The 20,720-nt window shown below is 68.5% G+C and carries 22 protein-coding genes, 1 tRNA gene and 1 pseudogene; 7 read left to right on the forward strand and 17 right to left on the reverse strand.

Annotation, left to right across the window (positions count from 1 at the left end; genetic code table 11):
• Positions 1-2 precede the first annotated feature (2 nt).
• From ABD655_RS10900 to ABD655_RS10910, 3 genes are all read right to left on the reverse strand, one after another.
• Complete coding sequence (locus tag ABD655_RS10900; protein WP_344713904.1) at positions 3-1,208, reverse strand: substrate-binding domain-containing protein; 1,206 nt, start codon at positions 1,206-1,208, stop codon at positions 3-5.
• A gap of 138 nt (positions 1,209-1,346) precedes the next feature.
• On the reverse strand, positions 1,347-1,910 hold the full coding sequence (locus ABD655_RS10905; RefSeq protein ID WP_344713906.1) for a ribonuclease H family protein: 564 nt from the start codon (positions 1,908-1,910) through the stop codon (positions 1,347-1,349).
• 70 nt (positions 1,911-1,980) lie between these two features.
• Positions 1,981-2,053 (reverse strand) — tRNA-Lys (locus tag ABD655_RS10910).
• 91 nt (positions 2,054-2,144) lie between these two features.
• On the opposite strand from ABD655_RS10910, the gene ABD655_RS10915 reads away from it, so the two are divergent.
• Positions 2,145-2,993, forward strand: a complete 849-nt coding sequence (locus ABD655_RS10915) for an inositol monophosphatase family protein (protein ID WP_344713908.1) — start codon at positions 2,145-2,147, stop codon at positions 2,991-2,993.
• A complete protein-coding gene (locus ABD655_RS10920; protein WP_344713909.1) occupies positions 2,990-3,565 on the forward strand; it encodes a hypothetical protein in 576 nt (191 codons plus the stop codon). Before ABD655_RS10915 ends, ABD655_RS10920 begins: the two co-directional genes overlap by 4 nt.
• 19 nt (positions 3,566-3,584) lie before the next feature.
• On the opposite strand, the gene ABD655_RS10925 is transcribed toward ABD655_RS10920, so the two are convergent.
• The 3 genes from ABD655_RS10925 to ABD655_RS10935 form a co-directional block, all read right to left on the reverse strand.
• Entirely contained in the window at positions 3,585-4,217 is a 633-nt protein-coding gene (locus tag ABD655_RS10925; RefSeq protein ID WP_344713911.1) for a class F sortase, read from the reverse strand.
• Positions 4,218-4,249: 32 nt separating this feature from the next.
• A complete protein-coding gene (locus tag ABD655_RS10930) occupies positions 4,250-5,083 on the reverse strand; it encodes a DUF4397 domain-containing protein (protein WP_344713913.1) in 834 nt (277 codons plus the stop codon).
• A 118-nt stretch (positions 5,084-5,201) separates the two neighbouring features.
• A complete protein-coding gene (locus ABD655_RS10935) occupies positions 5,202-5,576 on the reverse strand; it encodes a nuclear transport factor 2 family protein (protein WP_344713915.1) in 375 nt (124 codons plus the stop codon).
• Positions 5,577-5,641: 65 nt separating this feature from the next.
• Between ABD655_RS10935 and ABD655_RS10940 the strand changes: the two genes are divergently transcribed.
• Positions 5,642-6,520, forward strand: a complete 879-nt coding sequence (locus ABD655_RS10940) for an LLM class flavin-dependent oxidoreductase (RefSeq protein ID WP_344713916.1) — start codon at positions 5,642-5,644, stop codon at positions 6,518-6,520.
• Between the two features lie 15 nt (positions 6,521-6,535).
• Here ABD655_RS10940 and ABD655_RS10945 read toward each other — a convergent pair whose 3' ends face one another.
• The 6 genes and pseudogenes from ABD655_RS10945 to ABD655_RS10970 all read right to left on the reverse strand — a co-directional run.
• Positions 6,536-7,753, reverse strand: coding sequence for an aminotransferase-like domain-containing protein (locus tag ABD655_RS10945; protein ID WP_344713917.1), 1,218 nt, complete (start codon positions 7,751-7,753; stop codon positions 6,536-6,538).
• A 74-nt stretch (positions 7,754-7,827) separates the two neighbouring features.
• Complete coding sequence (locus ABD655_RS10950) at positions 7,828-8,502, reverse strand: methionine ABC transporter permease (protein ID WP_344713919.1); 675 nt, start codon at positions 8,500-8,502, stop codon at positions 7,828-7,830.
• The gene (locus ABD655_RS10955) at positions 8,496-9,521 is read right to left on the reverse strand and encodes a methionine ABC transporter ATP-binding protein (RefSeq protein ID WP_344713920.1); all 1,026 of its coding nucleotides are present in this window, start codon (positions 9,519-9,521) and stop codon (positions 8,496-8,498) included. Before ABD655_RS10955 ends, ABD655_RS10950 begins: the two co-directional genes overlap by 7 nt.
• Positions 9,522-9,596: 75 nt before the next feature.
• On the reverse strand, positions 9,597-10,550 hold the full coding sequence (locus ABD655_RS10960) for a MetQ/NlpA family ABC transporter substrate-binding protein (protein WP_344713921.1): 954 nt from the start codon (positions 10,548-10,550) through the stop codon (positions 9,597-9,599).
• A gap of 328 nt (positions 10,551-10,878) precedes the next feature.
• Entirely contained in the window at positions 10,879-11,484 is a 606-nt protein-coding gene (locus tag ABD655_RS10965; protein ID WP_344715897.1) for a hypothetical protein, read from the reverse strand.
• Between the two features lie 55 nt (positions 11,485-11,539).
• A pseudogene (locus tag ABD655_RS10970) lies at positions 11,540-12,211 on the reverse strand (ice-binding family protein); the annotation flags it as partial.
• Positions 12,212-12,506: 295 nt separating this feature from the next.
• On the opposite strand from ABD655_RS10970, the gene ABD655_RS10975 reads away from it, so the two are divergent.
• From ABD655_RS10975 to rox, 4 genes are all read left to right on the forward strand, one after another.
• Positions 12,507-12,818, forward strand: a complete 312-nt coding sequence (locus ABD655_RS10975; RefSeq protein WP_344713922.1) for a hypothetical protein — start codon at positions 12,507-12,509, stop codon at positions 12,816-12,818.
• Positions 12,819-12,885: 67 nt separating this feature from the next.
• Positions 12,886-13,017: a hypothetical protein gene (locus ABD655_RS10980; protein WP_344713923.1), complete on the forward strand. Its 132-nt coding sequence runs from the start codon at positions 12,886-12,888 to the stop codon at positions 13,015-13,017.
• 94 nt (positions 13,018-13,111) lie between these two features.
• Complete coding sequence (locus tag ABD655_RS10985; RefSeq protein ID WP_344713924.1) at positions 13,112-14,428, forward strand: flavin monoamine oxidase family protein; 1,317 nt, start codon at positions 13,112-13,114, stop codon at positions 14,426-14,428.
• Between the two features lie 20 nt (positions 14,429-14,448).
• Entirely contained in the window at positions 14,449-15,876 is a 1,428-nt protein-coding gene (gene rox, locus ABD655_RS10990) for a rifampin monooxygenase (RefSeq protein ID WP_344713925.1), read from the forward strand.
• On the opposite strand, the gene ABD655_RS10995 is transcribed toward rox, so the two are convergent.
• The 5 genes from ABD655_RS10995 to ABD655_RS11015 form a co-directional block, all read right to left on the reverse strand.
• Positions 15,877-16,818, reverse strand: coding sequence for an ROK family protein (locus ABD655_RS10995; protein WP_344713926.1), 942 nt, complete (start codon positions 16,816-16,818; stop codon positions 15,877-15,879).
• 190 nt (positions 16,819-17,008) lie between these two features.
• The gene (locus ABD655_RS11000) at positions 17,009-17,836 is read right to left on the reverse strand and encodes an ABC transporter ATP-binding protein (RefSeq protein WP_344713927.1); all 828 of its coding nucleotides are present in this window, start codon (positions 17,834-17,836) and stop codon (positions 17,009-17,011) included.
• The gene (locus ABD655_RS11005; RefSeq protein ID WP_344713928.1) at positions 17,833-18,687 is read right to left on the reverse strand and encodes an ABC transporter permease; all 855 of its coding nucleotides are present in this window, start codon (positions 18,685-18,687) and stop codon (positions 17,833-17,835) included. The genes ABD655_RS11000 and ABD655_RS11005 overlap by 4 nt, the downstream gene beginning before the upstream one ends.
• Positions 18,684-19,535, reverse strand: coding sequence for an ABC transporter permease (locus ABD655_RS11010; RefSeq protein WP_344713929.1), 852 nt, complete (start codon positions 19,533-19,535; stop codon positions 18,684-18,686). The genes ABD655_RS11005 and ABD655_RS11010 overlap by 4 nt, the downstream gene beginning before the upstream one ends.
• 97 nt (positions 19,536-19,632) lie before the next feature.
• Entirely contained in the window at positions 19,633-20,646 is a 1,014-nt protein-coding gene (locus ABD655_RS11015) for an ABC transporter substrate-binding protein (protein WP_344713930.1), read from the reverse strand.
• Positions 20,647-20,720 lie beyond the last annotated feature (74 nt).

Consider the following 20,720-nt stretch of genomic DNA (forward strand, 5'->3'; position numbering starts at 1 on the left):
CGCTACTTGGCTTCGGCGGGAGCGACCGCGTCGGCGGCGGCCGTGTCCACCAGCTCGGCGACGAACGTCGCACCGTCGGCGACGAGCTTGGCCTGGTACATCTCCTGGATGAGGGCGTGGTCGCCCGCGCGCACGGTCATCGCGCCCTTCGGGCCCTCGAACTCGAAGCCTTCGAGTGCCGCGATCATCGCATCGACGTCGCCCTTGCCTTCCTTGATCGCCTGGACGATCATGATGGCCGCGTTGAAGCCGTCGGGACTGAACAGGTCGGGCGTGCCGCCCGCGTCCTCGATGAGTTCGATCATCGCCTCGTTCACGTCGTTGTCGTTCGCACCCGGGAAGTAGTGGTTCAAGAAGCTGATCTTCTCGGATGCCTCGCCGTACGCCCCGAACGTCGCGGCGTCGCCGAGGCCGGTCACGACCGGGATCTCATCCAGCACGCCCTGCTGGCTCATCGCCTGCCACATCGCGCCGGAGGTCGCGCCGGCCCACGCGACGAACACCAGATCGGGGCTGCCGGCGAGCACCTGCTGCGCGAACGGCGTGAACTCCGTCACGTCCTCGGCGACGAGCACAGAGTTGACGGTGGCGCCCTGAGCGCCCAGGATCGCCTTCACAGCCGCCTCGTTGCCCTGACCGAACGCGCTGTTCTGTGCGAACACGGTGATGGTCTTGCCCTCGATGTCGTCGAGGAACGTTCCGGCGGTCGCGACGTCCTGTGCGCTCTGGCGGCCGGAGCGGAACGTGTACTCGTTGATCCCGGTGATCGCATCGGCAGCGGCCGGGCCCGACACGAACAGCACCTTGTTCTGCGCGGCCTGCTCGGCGACGGCGAGCGCGACCCCCGAGGAGGCGCTGCCGCCGATGATGTTGACGCCTGCTCCGATGAGCTCCTTGACGGCGGTCACCGCCTTGTCGGGGTCGCCCGCGTCGTCCTTGTACTCGACCGTGATCGCGGTGCCGTCCACCTCGTTGGTGCCGTCGGTCGCGTAGTCCATGCCGGCCTTGAACGCGTCGAGGTACTGCTTGCCATAGCCGGCGAGCGGTCCTGTCTCGCTCGTGACGATGCCGACCGTGATCTCGGCCGGGCCGCTCGGCGTCTCCGAGGCGTCACCGCCCGGGGCAGCAGCCTGCGGCGCGCAGGCGGCCAGGACGAGCGCTGCCGTGGCGACCACGGAGCCCAGGAGCAACTTCTTCGTAACCCGCATGTGCGTGCCTTTCACCGTTGGAAGGGATTACCTGAAACCTGATTCAGGTAATGGCAACCGTAGGAAGCGGCGCGACCGCTGTCAAGCCGAGACGCGGGCGGGCTCGCACTCGTTACCGATTCGGGACACTCGCAGCGCTCACGCGTCGGACGCGGCGGTCCGCTTGCGCCTCGGCTTGTCGCCGCCCGCTTTGGGCGCGTCGACGGTGACGTCGAGCAGCGCCAGACCACGGTCCGTGGACCAGATCGCCCCGAGACCCCGGTCGCCGTGCTGCGAAGCGCGCACCGCCCGCTCGTCGGCCCAGCCGTTCAGGCGGTGGCCGGCGTGCCCCTTGACGTGTTCGAACGTGACGTCGGGCAGATTCGCCGCGCGCCGGGCGTCGCGGGCCTCGATCAGCGCACGCAGGATGTCCGCGTTCTTCGTGGGCTGTCCCGTGCTGGTCTTCCAGCCACGCCGCGCGTGCGCGTCCATCCAGGACTGGTAGGTGTTGATCGCGTACATCGAGTCCGCCTGGATGTGCAGCTCCGCCAGCCGCGCGTGATCGCGAATCGCGTAGAGCACCGCCAGCAGCTCGCCGATGTTGTTCGTCCCGGCCTCGAGCGAACCCGCGGCCCAGCGTCCGTCCTCGCCCACCCACGCCCATCCGGCCGGGCCCGGATTGCGCATGCAGGCACCGTCCGTCGCGACCGTGTACCGGCTCATGACTCGGTCCTCCCGGGTGCGATCACGCAAAAAAACGAAGGGCCCCGGAGAGGGGCCCTTCAGCAAAACGTGCACCCCCTGGGACTTGAACCCAGAACCCACTGATTAAGAGTCAGTTGCTCTGCCGATTGAGCTAGAGGTGCGTGGTTCACGAGGGCGAACCGAGGCTAAACGTTACCATCACGATTGCGTCACTCGGAAATCGTGATGGCGCCGCCCGGTATCGTGGACACCGTGACCTCCCCCTCCTCTTCGGTGTCCTTCAACGCACCCTTCGACGGGGATCTTCGGGCCGATCTGGCTTTGGCCCTGCAACTCGCGGATGCCGCGGACGCGGTCTCGATGGCCCGATTCGACGCCGCCGACCTCGACGTGCAGCTGAAGGCCGACTCGTCCTACGTCACCGAGGCCGACCTGGCCACCGAGCGCGCGATCCGCTCGATCCTCGAGACCGAGCGTCCCACCGACGGCGTCTTCGGTGAGGAGTACGGCATCTCCGGCGACGCGGCCCGCCAGTGGATCATCGACCCGATCGACGGCACCGCCAACTATCTCAAGGGCATCCCCATGTGGACGACCCTGATCGCGCTGTCGATCGACGGCGTGCCCCGGATCGGCGTCGCCAGCCAGCCCGCTCTCGGCCGCCGGTGGTGGGCCGCGACCGACCTCGGCGCATGGACGAACACACCGGACGGACCCCCGCGGCGGCTCGCCGTCTCATCGGTCGGCGCGATCTCCGATGCCAGCGCCAGCTTCCAGAGCATTCGACAGTGGGACGAGGCAGGACAGCTGGACGCGCTGGTGCGTCTGTCCCGCTCGGTGTGGCGGGACCGCGGGTACGGCGACACCTGGCCGTACATGCTGCTGGCCGAGGGACGCCTCGAGTTCGTCGCCGAGTTCGGCGTGCAGGAGTACGACATCGCCGCGCTGGTACCGATCATCACCGAAGCCGGCGGCCGCTTCACCTCGTACGCCGGGAACGACTCCATCGCGGAGAGGTCCTCACTGGCCACCAACGGCGTTCTCCATTCCGCATTCCTCGATCTGCTGAGTCCGACACCACCGTCGGAGAGCACTCGATGAAGCACGCCCGGCACCTCTTCGGAGCCTCGATCCTGCTCGCCACGACGCTCCTGTTCGCCACCGCGTGTGCGAGCACACCCGCAGGACAGCCCGACGCGTCGCAGACTCCTGTCCCGGCAGCGACGTCGCCGACTCCGACGCCCGAGACCGAGGCGCCGACGGCGCCGGCAGCCGATCCGACGTGCGAGACGATCATCCCCGCCCAGACCGTCACGGCCTTCGAGGCGGTGGGGTGGACCGCGAGGGCCGAACCCTTCCGCGTCGGCGAGCTTGAGATCCCCGAAGGCGTCCAGTGCATCTGGGGCGACTTCTCGATCGCCACCGATCACGTGCAGATCTACGGCTGGGCGCCGATCACGGCCAAGCAGGCCGCGGACGCGCAGAAGTACCTCAAGAACATCGGCTGGCGCGCGGAAGAGGTTCCGGAGGGCGTTGTGGTCACCGAGAGCTCGGAGACGACGGTCGCGACCGACGAAGACGGCTACGGTCTCACCTATCTCTTCGGCGACGGCTGGGTGAAGTACGCCGACACCAAGCAGGGCCTGCTGCTGGTCGTGTGGCCTTCGTCGTGAGCGCGCTCCCGAGCGGGCTCTAGATGCGGGGTGCGGCCACGACGACCACGTTGTCGGCATACCGTCCGGTGGAGCTGTCGAAGGCTCCCCCGCACGTGATCAGGACCAGTGACCTCGTGCCCATGCGAGCGAAGATCTCGTCCGTGGGCAGGTCCTGCTTCGGGTAATAGGTCACCGACGCCACGTCGTAGACGGCGGCGGCGCCGTCCTGTCCCAGTACGGTCACTTCGCTGCCGGGCACCAGTCCGCGCAATTCGGCAAAGGGCCCGATCGGATACTCCGGCGCATCGATGTGTGCCGAGATGACGGTGTTCCCGTCCGGGCTCCAGGGGTCCGACCCGAATCGGTACCACCCGGCGATCGCCGGGTTCTCGGGCAACTCCATGAACCCGCCGGCTTCGACGCCCACCGGGATCACGTCGATGTCGATGCCCGCCGCACCGATCTGAACGCGCACCGGCGGGACGGCCGCACGTACCGGCGGCAGCGTGCTCTGCACGACCGGCACGTCGTAATCAGGTGTCGGCGCCGGTGCGGGGGTTGCCGACGGCGCCGGCGAAGAGGGGGCACCCGCCCCGGTGGTGGCCGGGGCGGGTGCGCACGCGGAGAGCGCGAGGACGAGCGCCACAGGTGCGATCAGTCGTCGAAGCACGGGTATCACCCTCCGCGTGGTCGGTCGGTCGCTCAGGACTCGACGCTCGCTGCGCGGGCGCGGCGGGCGGTGACGACGCCGAGCGACGCGAGGGCGGCGCTGAAGGCGATCCCGAGGATCCACAGTGCCGGGACGATGGCGTCCCGCTGCGCGGCGTAACCAGCGGTGCCCGAGTTCACTCCTCCGGGCGCGGTGTGCCCGACGGTGATGTTCTGGACGGCAAGGGCGAGACTCTCACCCTCGGCGCTTCCCCATGCGTAGACGATCGTCAGGACGCCGTCCTGGACGGCGACATCGGCCGGGCCGAGCACGGGCTCGGTCGTGCCGGCGAGGGCGACGGATGCCGAGACGGTGCCGGCCGGGATGTTCAGCGTCGCCTCATTCGGGTTGACGAGATCTTCGACCACGGGCGCTCCCCCGGCCAGGATGTCCACAGCGGGCGCGGCCGCGACGTGACGCACGGTCAGCCGGCCCTCTCCGGCGGCGGTGGTGCTGATGTCGTTCGTGAACAGCTTGGCGGTCGGGTCGCCCGCCTCATCCAGGAAGGCGACAGCCGTGTAGCTGCTGCCGGCAGCCAGTGTGAGCGTGATCGGTCCGAGAATCGGAGCACTGGCGTCCGCGGCATCCGTCGCCGTGAGAGCGACCTCGTAGTCCCCGGCGGGAAGGTCGAGCGGACCGGCCAGGTCGCCGGGCTGGAAGTCATCGAGCGTCAATTCGCCGTTGACGTAGACGTCCACCGGGGTGTCCGGAATGCCATGGAGCACCGAAAGGTCGGCCGTTGTTGCCGAGATGGCCTGGGCGGGGGCGATGAAACCCGCCGCGAGGGCAAAGCCGGCGACGACGCCGGCTGCGATTGTCTTGCGCACTGTGTCCTCCTTCAGAGGGGCGGCTCTTTCCGCCCTGCAAGGAGTACTTCGGTGCCGACGCTAATTTGGATGCATCTGCATGGAAAAAAGTTTGTGAGGTGCGGGATCCCGCGGAATCTCAGGCCTGACCCTCGCGCACCGGACCGGGTTCCATGTACCACTCCACGAACGAGGTCGCCCGACCGTCGTCGGCGAGGTGGACGACCCACAGGTTCGCATAGACGTTGCCGTCCTTGTATTCGGTGTGGCCCTCGATGACACCGACGCCGTCGGAGTACGCGATCGGCTCGCCGCTGAAGGTCCACTCGCCGGGTTCGTCCTTGTGGGCGATCCAGCCGTCGACGATGGCGTCGCGCCCGATCCAGGGGTGCGGGTCGAAGGGACCACCGGCGTAGGTGCCGTCCTCGACGAAGAGCGCGCGGATGTCGTCGGGCTCGTTCGAGGACCACGCGGTGAGATAGCGATCGAGCCAGTTCTGCAGTTCATCGGCCATCCCCTACGACTACCGCGCCCGCCGAGTCCGGTCAAGACGTCGGAGGGACATGGCAGGGTTGTGGCATGCGACGCGTCGGAGCGATCTTCACCCCCTCCTTCCCGCCTGAGGCACTGCGCGACGCCGCGCAGACCGCCGACGAATCGGGCGTGCCCGAACTCTGGTTGTGGGAGGACTGTTTCCGCGAGTCGGCGTTCGCCACAGCATCCGCTGTCCTGGCCTGGACCACGCGGATGCGTGTCGGAATCGGCGTCGCGCCGATCCCGTTGCGCAACGTCGCCGCCACAGCCATGGAGATCGCCACGATCGAGCGGCTGTTTCCGGGGCGGCTCATCCCCGGCGTGGGCCACGGGGTACTCGAGTGGATGGGCCAGGTGGGCGCACGGGCCGCATCGCCGCTCACCCTGATGCGCGAGTACGTGCCCGCCCTGCGTGCCCTTCTGGCCGGCGAAGAAGTCAGCGCCACGGGCCGCTACGTCTCGCTCGACCGCGTGCGACTGAACTGGCCACCGGTACAGCCGCCCGGCGTGGTGGTGTCCGGCGAAGGCCCCAAGACCGTACGACTGACCGGTGAGGTCGGCGACGGCACCGTGCTGCCCGCCGGAAGCACTCCCGATCGCGTGGCCCGGACCCTCGCCCTGGCTCGAGAGGGTCGAGCCGGTGCGGGACGCGACGGCTCGCACGAACTCATCGTCTTCGTCTCGACCGGTTTCGGCGGCGCGGCGGCGCGGGCTCGGCTCGCCGAAGAACTGGGCCGCGCCGCGGGGACCGTCGACCCCGCGTTGATGGTCGTCGGCGATGCCGTGGACGTGACGTCGGCGATCGACCCGTTCTTCACGGCCGGCGCCACCACGGTGGTGCTGCAGCCGCCTGAGGGCGAGACCGACCTCACCGGCTTCATGCAGAACGTCGGCGCCGTCGCCCGGCTGATCGACGCCGGCTGAGGCGCGGTCGCAGTCTCAGCGACCGCCCTCGGCGCGCCACGCCTGCGCGAGCCGGGCCACCCCCTCGCGGAGGGACTCGACGTCGGGCTCGGCGAACGACAGCCGTACGAAGCCGCGGAATTCCTGTGCACCGGCGGCGAACCACTCGCCCCGCTGGTAGGTGACCCCGAGGTCCTGCGCCGCCTCGAAGACACGCGCGAAGTCGAGGTCGCCGCCCAGACGCGCCCACACGAAGAAGCCGCCGGTCGGATCGGTCAGCTCCACGCCATCGCCGAACTGCTCGCGCAGCGCCGAGGTCAGCACCCGCGCCTTGTCCTGGTAAACGGCACCCGCTGCGGCGATCGCGGGATCCAGGCGCGGGTCGGTCAGCATTCGGCCGACGAGATCCTGCAGGACGCCGCTGGTCTGACCGTCCAGCCGGTTGCGCAGCTTGGTGAACCCGGCTTCGAGCGCGGTCGGCACGGTCAGCCAGCCCAGGCGGAGCCCGGGTCCGAGGGTCTTCGAGAACGAGTTCACCGCGATCACCCGGTCCGTCTCGCGCAGCCGCGGACGCGCGGGAACGACCGTGCCCGGAAACGCGATCTGCCGGTACGGGTCATCCGAGAGGATCAGGAACCCGTACTGCTCGGCGAGATCCACCAGCGCCGCCGACTTCTCTGCGGTGAGCGTGGTACCGGAGGGGTTCTGGAAGGTCGGCACGGTGAACAGCGCCTTCGGGCGGAGCCCCGCGCGCAGCCGCGCGGCCAGGGCATCGACGTCGATGCCCTCGCTGGTGACCGGAATCGCCTCGACGTTGACGCCGACGAGGTCGAGCACGCGTAGGAAGAGCGGATACACCGGGTCATCCACGACGATCGTGTCACCCGGATCGAGCGTGCCGAGGGCGGCCAGCGACAGCCCGTGCGCTCCCCCGTCGGTCACGATGACCCGGCCCGGGTCCACGTCCTCGCGGGCGGCGATGGCGGCACGGAACGAGGGGAGGCCGGCAGAGGCCGAGTAACGCAGCGTCTCGGCGAAGCCCGCACTCTCTGTCACGGCGGCCGCGGCATCCCGGTAGAGGTCCGTCGGAAGCACGTCGGTGGACGGATTGCCGCCGCCCAGGTCGATCGAACCCTCGGAGAGTCTGACGAGCGTCGCATCGCCGAACCCTTTCCGCTCCGGCAGGTGCGCGAGAAGCGCACTGGCGCCCGCGAGGGATTCGGGTGAACGCGCGTCCTGCAACGTCTCAGTCATGTTCAGCATCCATTCGGGGTCAGGGGCGGTAGGGGGCGCGATCGCTGAGGACATCGCGGTCGACGACGACCCCGTCATCGGTCGATGAACCGGCGGGCGATCCGGTTGCCGAGGAACTGCACCAGCTGAACGAGACCGATCAGGACGAGGATGATCAGGATCATCACGCCGTAGTCGAACCGCTGGTATCCGTAGGTCAGCGCCAGGTTGCCGAGTCCCCCTCCACCGACGGCGCCGGCCACCGCGGTCGCGTCGATGAGCGCGACGAAGATGAAGGTCAGCGACAGCAGGAGGGGTCCGAACGCCTCCCGGACGACGAATCCGAACAGGATGTGCAGCGGCTTCGCACCGACGGCTGCGGCGGCCTCGACGACACCGGGATCGACGGCGACGAGGTTCGTCTCGGCGACGCGTGCGATGCCGACGGACGCGGCGATCGTGAGCGGAAGGATCGCGGCGGCAGGTCCGATGCTCGTGCCGATGAGCGCGCGCGTCAGCGGTGTCAGCGCGATCAGCAGGATGATGAACGGGATCGGCCGGAGCGTGTTGACCACGATGTTCAGCACCGTGTGCGTGGCGCGGCTGTGCAGCAACTGGCCGGGCCGGGTGGCGAACAGGAAGATGCCGAGGATGAGACCGATGATGGCAGCGAAGAAGAACGAGACCGTCACCATGAAGAGGGTCTCGCCGAGGGCTTTGGCGACCTTGGGGACGACGACGTCCACGTCGATGAACTGCGGGATCACCACGCCGTAACCTCGGTCTGGGCACTGAGGTCGGCGGTGAAGCGGTCGATGGCGACGTCGTCGCCATACAGGGCGAGGCTCAGCTGTCCATATGGCTGATCCTTGACGCGGGCCACACCACCCTGGATCACGGCGAAGTCGACGCCGTTCTCGCGTGCGAGGCGGGACAGCACCGGGCTGTTGACCAGCACGTCATCCACCGCGACCGAGATCTTGCGCCCGCCGAATCGATCCCGCAGCGCGGTCTTCTCGGCGTCGGTCAGCGCTGTGCGCGTGTACGAGCCGACGAGCCCTTGAGTGACCGCGTGACTCGGGCGCGCAAGGATCTGATGGATCTCTCCGGACTCCACGACGCGTCCCTGGCTGAGGATCGAGACCCGGTCGGCGAGACGACTGATGACATCCATCTCGTGCGTGACGACGACGATCGTGATACCGAATTCGCGGTTGACCGATCGCAGCAGGTCGACGATCTCGGTGGTGGTCTGCGGGTCCAGCGCGCTGGTGGCCTCGTCCGCGAGCAGGATCGAGGGCCGGCTGGCGATGGCACGGGCGATGCCGACGCGCTGCTTCTGTCCGCCTGAGAGCTGGCGCGGTCGCGCGAAGGCCTTGCCGCCGAGCCCCACGAAATCCAGCAGCTCGCCGACGCGACGGGAGATGTCGGCATCCTTCCAGCCGGCGATCTTCAGCGGAGTGGCGATGTTGCCGTAGACCGTGCGTGAATTCCAGAGGCTGAATTGCTGGAACACCATCCCGATGCCGTGACGCAGGGTCCGCAATTCGCCCGGCGAGAGCGTCTGCACGTCCACTCCGTCGACCAGCACCTGCCCGCTGGTAGGAGCCTCGAGTCCGTTGATCATCCGCAGCAGCGTCGACTTGCCGGCGCCGGATCGTCCGATGAGGCCGTACACCTCACCCGCCTCGATCAACAGGTCGATGCCATCCAGCGCGAGCGCCGGGGTCGCCTTCTTGTTCGCGACGTACTGCTTGGATACCTCGGTGAGGCGGATGCGCTCTGACATTCCAGACTTTCGATCGGCGACGCACACAGGACGAAGCGACGGGCGACGGCCGGAGCCGCCGCCCGTCGCGGACGACTACTGCGCAGTCAGTTCGGCGAGCGCAGCGCGCAGGTCTTCGACCGGCAGCTCGACGATGGTGGCCTCGCCGCGCTTCTCCGTCTCGAGTGCCGACACGACCCGCTGATCGCGGTAGGTCTTCTCCAGCAGCACCCACGCCGGGTTGTCGGCGTTCTTCGCCGTCGTCGCGACGACGATGACGTACGGGCTGGATGTCGAGGCCGAGGAGTCCTCCAGTACGAGAGCGTCGCCGCTGGTGATCTTCAACGCGGGGTCGAAGTCGTCGGTGGCGACGACGACCGCGTCGATGGTCGGATCCGTGTACGCGGTCTGCACGGATTCGTGTGCGAGGCGCACCAACTCGATGTTGTCAGGGTTGGCGATGATGTCCTCTTCGGTGGGGAAGACTCCGGCGTCGGGGTCGACCTCGAGCACACCCGCGGTCTGCAGGATGAACAGCGAGCGCGAGAAGTTCGCCGGGTCGTCGGGGACTGCGATGCGTGCACCGGCCGGGACGTCGTCGACCGAGGCGAGCGTGTCCGAGAACAGACCCCACGCGGAGATGACGGTGGAGAACACCGGCGTGATGTCGGCGGCGTTCTCCTTGTTGAACTGGCTCAGCCATGCCACGTGCTGGAAGGAGTTCGCATCGACCTCACCCTCGATCAGCGCGGTGTTGGGCAGGTACGGGTCGTCGAAGTTGATGAACTCGATGTCCAGGCCGTTCTCGCGCCCGACCTTGACGATCGCGTCCTGGAAGTCGCTCTGCGCGGTGTCGGCGATCGTGAGCGGGATGAGCTCGGTGTCGCCACCGGCGGTCGCGGAGGAGTTCTGCACGAGAATCGGGATGGTGATCGCCGCGACGATGGCGAAGACGGCGACGACACCGACGATGATGCCGATGCGGCGACGGGACTTCTTCTTTGCGAGGTGCGCGTCGATCTCGGCGTGGGTCGAGTTGTCGTTGCTCAAGAGCTTCTTCTCCGAAGGGGGTGGGGGGGATGCCGAGCAGGACGCGCAGGTCATCTCATCCCAGCCTGAGCGCACCGCGGCATCCGCTGAAATCCCGCGACCCGGGGCGTAACACCGCGACGCACCCGTGCCGGCACAGCAGAACGCGCCACCCGGTGCGATCCCGGATGACGCGTTCTGTGCCGTGGGTGTGGACGCTAGCTGCGCTGTGCGCTGCGACGACGGGCCTGAGTGATCAGGAAGCCACCGCCGATCGCGACGAGTGCGGCTGACAGCAGGATCCACATGCTCGATCCGTCGCTGCCGGTCTTCGCGAGCGTCTTGCTCGCTACGACGCGCGTGGTGCCGTCGACGGAGGGGTTGACGACGGTGTCGCCGACCACTGCCGGGGTGCCGGGTGCGCCCGGTGCGCCGGGAGCGCCGGGCAGGCCCGGGGCGCCGGGCGCGCCAGGCTCACCAGGAGCACCAGGCAGGCCAGGCTCACCGGGCGCGCCAGGCTCACCAGGAGCACCAGGCAGGCCAGGCTCACCAGGCTCACCGGGAGCGCCGGGAGCGCCGGGCAGGCCAGGAGCACCAGGCAGGCCAGGCTCACCAGGAGCGCCAGGCTCACCAGGAGCGCCAGGCTCACCAGGAGCGCCAGGCTCACCAGGAGCGCCAGGCTCACCAGGAGCGCCAGGCTCACCAGGAGCGCCAGGCTCACCAGGAGCGCCAGGCTCACCAGGAGCACCGGGCTCGCCAGGAGCGCCGGGCTCACCAGGAGCGCCAGGCTCACCAGGAGCGCCAGGCTCACCAGGAGCACCGGGCTCACCAGGAGCGCCGGGCTCACCAGGAGCGCCGGGCTCGCCAGGTGCTCCGGGCTCCCCGGGAGGGCCAGGCTCGCCGGGCTCTCCGGGAGGGCCCGGCTCTCCGTCGCAGCGCGGGTCAACGAAGACATTGTTGTCGAGCGTCACAGCGCCGTTGCGTGCAAGGGCACGGCCTTCGACTGTTGTGCCGGTCGTGACCGTAACCGAGGTGAGCGCCATGATGGTGCCGACGAAGTCGGAGTCGGTTCCGAGTGTCGCGGAGCTACCGACCTGCCAGAAGACGTTGCACGCCTGCGCCTCGTTGATCAACGCGACGACGCTGCTGGAGGCGGTGGTGAGCTCGGAGCCGATCTGGAACACCCAGACCGCGTCCGGGTCGCCCTCCGCGTCGAGCGTGAGCGTTCCGGTGATGGCCGCCGTATCGGCCGAGAAGTACACGCGCGCAGGCAGCGTCCGGCCGCCGAGGTCAGCGCTGATCGTCTCATCCGGGGCTTGTCCGGCCGCATTGTTGTAGGCCGTTATCAGGTCGACGTGCGCCTGCTGAGCATGTGCGTCCGTCGTGTGAGTGGTGCCGCCGACGACGATGCCGGGCGGGAAGCCGGTGATCGACGTGCCCGGGTGCAGACCCAGGTCTCCGCGGAGCACGCTGGGGCCGGTGTTGGTCACCGTCGAAGCGCCGAGCACGACGTACGAGTCTGCTGTTCCGAGGCCGACGGGGGTCGCGATGGCATAGGCGCTCGGGATCACAGCGGTCAGGCTGGCCAGAGTCACCCCGAGTGCGACGGCCGCAGCGGCGCCGGTTCGATAGGGTCGCCGGGCGTGTGTTGACCGGGAGGGTTTGGACGTGTGGGCTCCCATGGGAACCGCCTTCTCATCCCCAGAGATGCGGGGGGCACGGCCCGAAGTGAGCCATTTTTCACAGTAGATACATAGAGAAGGTTTACCTAAGGAATCCTTAATGTTTTCTTTGCTTATTCAGTGGAACTGAGAATATGCCTCGGTAATCGACGCTGAACGCGGATCGGTACGGACCCGGTCGGCGGATGGCCTACCTTCTATGCACCTCGAAACGCCGATTCCCCCCAACCGACCCCGAAAGGAACGGGGTCTGTCCCGGGTGCGCTCCGCCGTCCGTTCGGTCTACCGTGCCGTTATGGAGACGGATCCGCTGCCGCCGAGCGTCGACGAGATCCTGGAATCCATCGGCGCGGCCGCCGCCCCGAGCGGACGGGTACGCCGCCGCGAGGAAGACCAGCTCAAGGCCGACATGATGAATGTCCGCGAGCGGTGGATGCCGGTTGACCCGCGCGCCTTTCAGATCAAGTGCTACGAGGCAGGACTCACTTCGGAGTCCGCCGGCGCGCTCGTCGGCTTTCTCCGGCACGTGCAGCAGGGCGGGAACCTGCGCCCGCGCGACAGCGGCTTCCGATTCCCGCAGAGCCCTGATTCGCTGAATCCGAGTTAGCCCGTCGCGAGGACCCGCATCCCCGGCAGCCGCGCATTCGCATCGGCCCCTCGGAGCACGCATCCGGATGGAGTTGGACGGCCGGCTCGTCGGGATCGTGCGCCTCACCGTCGAGGCCTGCCGCGTAACGCACGTGTACTCGATCGCGAATCCGGACAAGCTCGGATGGCTCGACGAGGAGGCGACGGTCACCCGCTGACCCGCGGGGCGATGTGCGGGCGGTGTCGCGCTCAGCGGAAGCGGTCACTAGCGTCGTAGGCGCGCAGACACCCAACCCCGGAGGAAGCACGACCATGTTCGACACCATCGTGATCGGGGCAGGCATCGCAGGCCTGACCGCCGCCCGCCTGCTGAACAGTGCGGGCCATCGTGTCGTCGTGATCGAGGCCCGCGACCGGGTCGGCGGCCGGGTCTGGACCGATCGCACCGGTGAGCTGGTCACCGACCTCGGTGCCTCGTGGATCCACGGCATCAACGACTCCCCCGTCGCCCAGGCGGCCGAGGCCTTCGGCATGCGCACGGTCGAGTTCACCGTCGGCGGCTACCAGCCCGACAGCCGCCCGATCGCCTACTACGATCCCGACGGCAAGAAACTGTCGGATGCCGCGACACAGCGCTTCGTGGAGGACATCCACGCCGTCGACGCCGCACTTCTCGTGGTCGTCGCGGCGTCCGCCCCCGCGGCATCCTACCGAGACGTCACCGAACAGGCGCTCGCGGCCCAGGGCTGGAACCAGGAACGCGTCCATCGGGTGCGCGAGTACCTGGAGCACCGCTCGGAAGAGCAGTACGGCGCGTGGATCGAGGATCTCGCCGCGCACGGACTCGACGACGACTCCATCGACGGCGACGAAGTCGTCTTCCCCGATGGTTACGACCGCCTTCCTGCGCGGCTCGCGGAGGGCCTCGACGTTCGCCTGCAGCACGTCGTCTCACGCGTCCAGTGGTCGACCGAGGGCGTCGTCGTGACGACCGACCGCGCCACCTTCGCCGCCGACACCGTTGTCGTGACGGTACCTGTCGGAGTGCTCCAGTCGGACGGCTTCGTGATCGACCCGCCGCTCCCCCCGTCCGTTTCCAGCGCACTCGGCCGGCTCACGATGAACGACTTCGAGAAGGTGTTCCTGAGCTTCCCGACGAAGTTCTGGGACGACGGCGTCTACGCGATCCGGCAGCAGGGTCCGCAGAGCCGTTGGTGGCACTCCTGGTACGACCTCACCGCTCTGCACGACACCCCGACCCTGTTGACCTTCGCCGCGGGCCCCGCGGCCGTCGAGATCCGCGGCTGGTCCGCGGAACGGGTCGTCGAGTCGGTCCTGGAGCAGCTGCGGCGGCTGTACGGCGACCGCGTCGAGCAGCCCACGCACGTGCACGTCACCGCGTGGCATGACGACCCGTTCGCGCTCGGGTCGTACGCCTACATGACGGTCGGCTCGACGACCGCCGACCACGACGATCTCGCCACACCGGTGGGCGGGAAGCTGCACATCGCCGGCGAGGCGACGTGGACGGATGATCCGGCGACCGTCGCGGCGGCGATGTACTCCGGCCACCGCGCCGCATCGCGCATCCTCGACCACGACGTCCCGATCGACGGAGCGTGGTCCTGACCCCGAACTCGGAGTAATCCATGACTGACGTGATCATCGCCGGCGGGGGTCCGACCGGCACGATGCTGGCGAGCGAGCTGCGGCTCCACGATGTGGACGTGCTCGTGGTGGAGAAGGATGCCGAGCCGAGCCGGCTGGTCCGCTCGCTGGGCCTGCATCCGCGCAGCATCGAGATCCTGGATCAGCGCGGGCTGCTGGACCGGTTCCTCGCGCACGGGCAGCCGTATCCCGCGAGCGCGCGGTTCGCGGGGATCGACAAGCCCTGGCCGCCGGATCTGGACACCGCGCACGGCTACGTCCTCGGCATCCCCCAGCCGATGACCGACCGCCTGCTGGCCGAACGCGCCGCCGAGCTGGGTGCGCACATCCGCCGCGGCCAAGAGATCACCGACCTCGAGCAGGATGACGGCGGTGTCACCGTCGCCCTCGCAGCCGGCGAACGGCTGCGCGCGCGCTGGCTGGTCGGCTGCGACGGCGGCCGGAGCGTCGTCCGCAGGCGGCTGGGCATCGAGTTCCCCGGCGAGCCGGCTCAGACCGAATGGCTTCTCGCGGAGCTCGAGGTGACGATGCCGCCCGACGAGCTGACCGCGGTGATGAACGAGGTCCGCAAGACCCACCGGGGATTCGGCATCGGTCCCGCCGGCGACGGGCTGCACCGTGCCGTGGTGCCCGCCGCGACCGTGTCCGAGGACCGCACCACGCCGCCGACGATGGAGGAGCTTCGCACGCAGCTGCGCGCATACGCGGGCACGGATTTCGGCGTCCACTCCCCGCGGTGGCTGTCCCGATTCACGGACGCGACCCGACTGGCCGAGCGCTATCGCACCGGTCGGGTGTTCCTCGCCGGCGATGCGGCGCACGTCCACCCGCCCTTGGGCGGCCAGGGTCTGAACCTCGGCATCCAGGATGCGTTCAACCTGGGCTGGAAGCTCGCCGCGGAGGTGAACGGCTGGGCGCCCGACGGGATGCTGGACAGCTACGCCGCCGAGCGACGGCCGATCGCGTCCGACGTACTGACCACGACCCGCGCCCAGTCCGTGCTCATCTCTGCGGAACCCGGCCCGCAGGCGGTGCGGAAGCTGCTGACCGAGCTGATGGACTTCGATGACGTGAACCGCTTCCTGATCGAGAAGGTCACCGGGATCGGAATCCGATACGACTTCGGTGCGGGCGACGAACGGATCGGCACACGGCTGCGTGACATCCGCCTGTCGCGCGGTCGACTGTACGAACTGATGCACCGCGGACGCGGGCTTCTCCTGGACCAGACCGGTGCGCTCTCGGTCGCGGGCTGGGAGGACCGCGTCGATCACTTCGTCGACACCAGTGACGAGTTGGCCCCGCCCGCCGTGCTGCTACGGCCGGACGGCCACGTGGCGTGGGCCGGCAACGATCCGCGCGAACTGCTCGCGACACTGCCGCGGTGGTTCGGGAACGCTGCGGACTAGTCAGGCGGGACCGCCCAAGGCCATCAGTCCGCGCAGCACCGACAACTCGGGGGCATCGGACACGATGAAGCGCGGCATCGGCAGCACCCGCCAAATGTGCTCGCGCACATACTCCTGAATAACCGGGACAACGTGTCCGGCCGCGCGGGCCACCCCGCCGGCGATGACGATCGCGCTCGGTTCGACAAGGTGGCAGCACGTCACGGCGACGACCGCCCACGCTCGAATCGCCTGATCACGCGCGAGCACGGCGATCGTGTCCCCCGATTCTGCGCGGTCGAGCAGCTCCGCGAACCCGAGGGGTGCGGCATCCGCGAACCTCTCCCGCCACAGGGCACGCGAGCCCCCGTCGGTCGATATCTCGACCAGGTCAGCCACGCGGTCGCGTAGCGCCCAGCTGCCGCCGAAGACCTCGGCGCAACCGATGTTCCCGCAATTGCACGCCGGCCCGTTCCAGTCGATGGTCACGTGCCCACCGAGGTTTCCGCCCGCGCCCGACGCGCCCCGCAGCATCTGTCCATCAACCATGGCCGCCGTCCCGATGCCCGTCCCCAGCACGAGGATGACAGCATCCGTCTCGCCCGCCGCGCTGCCGGATGCGACCTCGCCGATCAGGGCAGCCCGCGCATCGTTCTCGACGATGCCGACGGCGCCGAAGGAGCGTTGCGCCCACTCAACCAGGTCGGCGCCGATCATCCAGTCGTACTTGCCATGCGCCAGTGCGAGGCGTGTGCCCGCCGCGTCGATGAGGCCAGGGACGGCCAGCGCCACGACGTCGATCTCGCCCGGCTCCGCTCCGAGCGACGCGGCGGCAGCGACCACCGCGTCGAGGTCGCCCGCAGCGCCGCCTACCGGGAACTCGCGCGTGGAGGTCAGCACACCGTTGCGGGCCAGGCCCATCTTGATGTTGGTGCCGCCGAAGTCGACGCACAGTCGCGCCATTCGAAACCCCCTCGGTTCAGACGACAAACGAGAAGTCCCGGCCCGCCTCACGGACGTGGACCGGGATGGCCTTGACCAGTCCTGGCAGCCATGCGAATCCTTCCGACGCCGTGCTCGGAGGATATCAGCGCGTCATCGCGGATCGTCGATCGCGGTGGACGACGCGGGTTTCGTCGACGTGAAGCTGAGGTCACGCCGCAGCGTCGGTGCTCGCCGTCGCCGTCGGTCGCCGTGTCGACTGGTCGCGGATCATGCGGGCGATGCCCGAGCGCAGCTGCACGAACTGGTCCAGCTCGCGGGTCGAGACCTGGTCACGCGGACGTGGCAGGTCCACGTCGATGGTCGCGACGATCGTCGACGGCGACTTCGAGAGCACCAGCACACGATCGGCGAGATAGACGCTCTCGTCGATGTCGTGCGTGACGAACAGAATCGTCATGCTGAAGCGTTCGCGCACCGCGAGCATGAGGTCCTCGAGCTCGGCGCGTGTCTGCGCGTCCACGGATGCGAACGGCTCGTCCATGAGCAGGATCTTGGGCCGGTAGGCCAGTGCGCGAGCGATCGCGACGCGCTGCTGCATGCCGCCCGACAGCTGCCATGGGTACTTGTCCGCCGAGCCGGTCAGGCCCACCGCATCCAGGCTCTCGTCGATCCGCGCCTTGCGCTCCGCGGCGGTCAGCCCGCGCCGGGGCAGCACGAACGCGATGTTTCCCGCGACGGTGCGCCACGGGAACAGCGAGCGGCTGTAGTCCTGGAAGACCAGGGCGAGGTCGCGCGGGACGCCGAGCACGGGCTCGCCCTGCAGCAGCACGGTGCCCCGCGTCGGCTTCATCAGACCCGAGAGGCAGCGCAGCATCGTCGTCTTGCCGCAGCCGGACGGTCCCACGATGGAGATGAACGCCCCCTCGGGCACGGTGAAGTCGAGCCGGCCGATCGCCTCGTGACGCTGGCGGCCTTCGTAGACGTGACCCAGCCCCTCGATCGTCAGCAGGTCGGTGGCGGTCGTGGTGATCGTCATGACAGTCCCTCTCGTGCGCCCCGGTGCCATCTGGTCACGCGTGATTCCACCAGGGCGAGGATCGCGTTGAGTACGTAGCCGAGGATGCCGAGCAGAAGGATGCCTGCCCACATGTCCAGCATTCGGAAGTTGCGCTGCGCGCCGAGGATGACGAAGCCGATGCCGTCGGGCTTGCCCACCATCTCGGAGATCACCATGACGATGAGCGCGACCGACAGGCTCACGCGCAGGCCGGCGAAGATCTTGGGAGCCGCGCTGGGCAGAACGACCCCGAAGAACACCTTGCGTCGATCGAATTCGAAGACGCGTCCGGTGTCCAGGTGCAGCGACTCGACCGAGCGCACACCGTCGATCGTGTTCAGCAGCACCGGCCAGATCACCGCGAAAGCGATGAGCGCAACCCGCATCTCGTTTCCGAATCCGAGCAGGATCAGGAAGATGGGGATGAGGGCGGGCGGCGGGATCGCCCGCACGAAGTGGATGATCGGCTCGACGTAGTCCCCGAGGACGCGGCTGCGTCCGATCGCGACACCCAGCACGATGGCGAAGACCACCGCGATGGACCAGCCGCCCAGCATGCGGACGAGGCTCGGCACGATGTCGGTCCCCACCCGTTCCGTGAGGAACAGCGAGGACGGAGACCCGGAGAACCAGATCTCCACGAAGCGCTCGATGATGGCCGAGACCGGAGGGAAGAACGGCGACTCGGCGATGCGGGCGGCGAGCTCCCACACGAGCCCGAGAGCGAGCAGAGCGCCCCAGCGGATGCCGAATTCCCGGACTCTGCGGTAGTCCCGGCGCGGGCGCCGGACCACGCCCATCCACGTGGTCTTGGTGGTCGCCTCGGTCATTCCGAACCCTTTCCGGTCGGACGGAGCGCCGGCTGCCATGACAGGAAGCGGCGCTCGATGAGCACGAGCACTCCGTTGATCGCGAGTCCCAACAGGCCCGCGATGATGGTCGCGGCGTACACGAGGTCGGGTCGGTTGCCGGTGGCGCCGGCATCCAGCATCCATCGGCCGAGTCCGTCGGATGCCCCGGCCAGCAGTTCGGCGCTGACCGCGACGATCAGTGCGACGGACGCGGCGATGCGGATGCCGGTGAAGATGAAGGGCGCGGCGCTCGGCAGCGACACCGAGAACAGCGTGGCGATACGTCCGCGTCCGAAGCTCTGCGCCGTCAGCTTGGCGATCGGGTCGACGTCGTGCATGCCGTAGATCGTGTTGAAGAGGACGGGCCACAGGGTCGAGAAGACGATGAGCGCGATCTTCATCTCCGCGTCGTTTCCGAACACGAGGATGGCCAGCGGGATGAGTGCGACCGACGGGATCGGGCGTAGGAACTCGATGACGGCGCGACTGGCCGAGTAGGCGCCGCGCGAGGAGCCGAGCACCACACCCAGCGAGACCGCCACGACGATGCAGATCGACAGGCCGATGGCCCACGCTTGCAGGGTCGCCAGCACGGCGCCGATGAAGCCTGGGTCGACCAGCAGCTCGCCGGTGCGGACGAGCACGAGGGAAGTCGGGGGGAGGAATGCCTCGTCCACGATGCCGGAGCGCGAGATCAGCTCAGCGACGACGAAGAGCACGACGAGCCCGATCATCCCGCGGATGATCGACGTGCGTTTGGCCGAGCCACCGCCGGCGCGGGAACGCCGAGCGCGCGCGGGCTTCGGGGTCTGGGTCAGGACCGCCAAGGGTCACCGCCTCCGTGGTTCTGGTGGGCGAAATCCGGCGTGACCGGAATGGTATGCCGGACGGAGACCCGGGAGTCCCGGCCTCCGTCCGGATGCGTCACTCGCCTTGCCAGGCGTACTGCGAGAGGTCCTCGAGCGGCTCCTCGAGCAGGCCGTACTTGAGCATCAGCTTCATGGCCCGTTCGGCTCCGTCAATGTTGGGCGTGCCGTCCTCCACGAAGCTCGGGGAGGTGATGGCGGCGGCCAGGTCCGGCGTCAGCGTCGTGAACGTCGGCAGGATGTCGATGAGCACCTGCGGGTCGTCGATGACGAGCTTGGTCGCCTTGTCCATCGCACGCACGAATGCCGCGACCACCGCGGGGTTCTCCTCGGCGTAGGCACGCGAGGTGTTCCAGGTCACGATCGTGCTGTTGCGCTGAGTCTCGTTGCACACCGATGTCGCGAGGATCGAGCTGAGCCCCTGCGACTTGCCGATGGTGATGAACGGTTCCGGCACGAATCCGGCGGCGATGCGACCCTGTGTGACCGCCGCGCCGACTTCGGGGAACGGCACCTCGACGAGCTCGTAGTCGCCCTCATCCAGCCCCGCTGTCGCGAGGCAGTCGCGGATCTGGGTCTCGGTTGCGGAAGCCAGCGTGTTCACCGAGAGCGTCTTGCCGCGCAGGTCCTCGACGGACTCGATGCCCGAGCCGTCAGCGGCGATCAGGCCGTTGATGCCCTCTTTGTTGGAGTCGGAGCCCTCACGGACGACCTGGAGCTCCAGGCCCTGCGACACCGCGCTGAGCACGTTCGTCCAGGTGGCCGAGCTGAACTGCAGGTCGCCCGATACGAGCTGGGTGACACCGACCGCGCCGCCCGCGATGATCTCGATGGTGACATCGAGGCCCTCTTCTTCGAAGTAGCCCTCGGCCTCGGCGACGTAGAGCGGCGCGTAGTCACCGGCGGGCAGAGTGCCCACCGTGATCGCAACCGGCTTAGCCGGATCCAACGTCTGCTTGGCGTCAGGACCCGCCCCGGGCGCGGCGGAGCCGGAGCATCCGGCGAGCAGGCCGACAACGGTGATGGCCGCAGCGACTGCTGCGACGCGCGTGCGTTTGCGTGGGAACGTCATTGGTGTCCTTTGATCTCTTCAGCGAGATGGTGCAGTCCGGGATACGGGAGTAGATCCGGAGTAATTACAGGCTA

The organism is Microbacterium terregens (genome assembly GCF_039534975.1).
Lineage (GTDB): Bacteria > Actinomycetota > Actinomycetes > Actinomycetales > Microbacteriaceae > Microbacterium > Microbacterium terregens.